This is a genomic window from Nonomuraea recticatena, assembly GCF_039533245.1.
Classification (GTDB): Bacteria; Actinomycetota; Actinomycetes; order Streptosporangiales; family Streptosporangiaceae; genus Nonomuraea; species Nonomuraea roseola.
The window spans coordinates 1-946 of sequence record NZ_BAAATE010000130.1 but is presented as its reverse complement, the minus strand read 5'-3'; the positions used below and the strand labels follow the sequence as shown (position 1 = coordinate 946).

Annotated in this window: 1 protein-coding gene; it reads left to right on the top strand. The window is 74.2% G+C overall.

What is annotated here, in order from left to right:
• Positions 1-20: 20 nt before the first annotated feature.
• Positions 21-946 (top strand): glycerate kinase (locus tag ABFX50_RS50710; RefSeq protein ID WP_346158493.1); only part of this gene is annotated, 926 nt, incomplete at its 3' end.

The window sequence follows — 946 nt, the reverse complement described above, 5'->3', positions numbered from 1 at the left end:
ATCGGCTGGGGAGTTTCGCAGTGGTTGAACATGTTCTCGTGGCGCCGGACAAGTTCAAGGGGTCGTTGTCCGCGGCCGAGGTCGCGGGCAGGGTGTCGGCGGGCCTCGGTGTCGCGACCGTCGAGCTGCCCGTCGCCGACGGCGGTGACGGCACCGTGGACGCCGCTGTGGCCTGCGGCTTCACCCGCGTCACCCTGGAGGTGACGGGGCCGACGGGCCTGCCGGTCACGGCCTCCTACGCCTGGCTCGACGAGCAGCGCACCGCCGTCGTCGAGCTGGCCGAGGCCTCGGGTCTGCGCCGCCTTCCAGGCGGCCCCGAGCCGCTGACCGCCACCAGCCACGGCACGGGCGAGCTCATCGCCGACGCCGTACGGCGCGGCGCCCGCCGGGTCGTCCTCGGCCTCGGCGGCAGCGCCTGCACCGACGGAGGGGCCGGCATGGTCCAGGCGCTCGGCGCGCGGCTGCTGACCGCCACCGGCGAGGAGCTGCCCAGGGGAGGGGCGGCCCTGCGCGAGCTTGCCAAGATTGATATTTCAAGATTTATCGACATCTCAGGGGTCGAGGTGGTCGTCGCGAGCGACGTCGACAACCCGCTGCTGGGCCCGCACGGCGCCGCGGCCGTCTACGGCCCGCAGAAGGGCGCCACCCCCGAGGACGTCGTCCTCCTCGACGCCGCGCTCGGCCGTCTGGCCGCCGTCGCCACCCAGACCCATGGCCTGCTGGGCGCCGTCGAGCACGACGGGACCCCGCGTCCCATGGGTGTGGCGGGAGCCCCCGGCGCGGGCGCGGCGGGAGGAGTCGGCTTCGCCGCCCTCGCCTTCCTGCACGCCGACATCCGCCCTGGCATCGACTACCTGCTCGACCTGCTCGGCTTCGACGAGCAGGTCAAGGGGGCGCGCCTGGTCGTCACCGGCGAGGGCTCGCTCGACGAGCAGTCGCTGCGCGG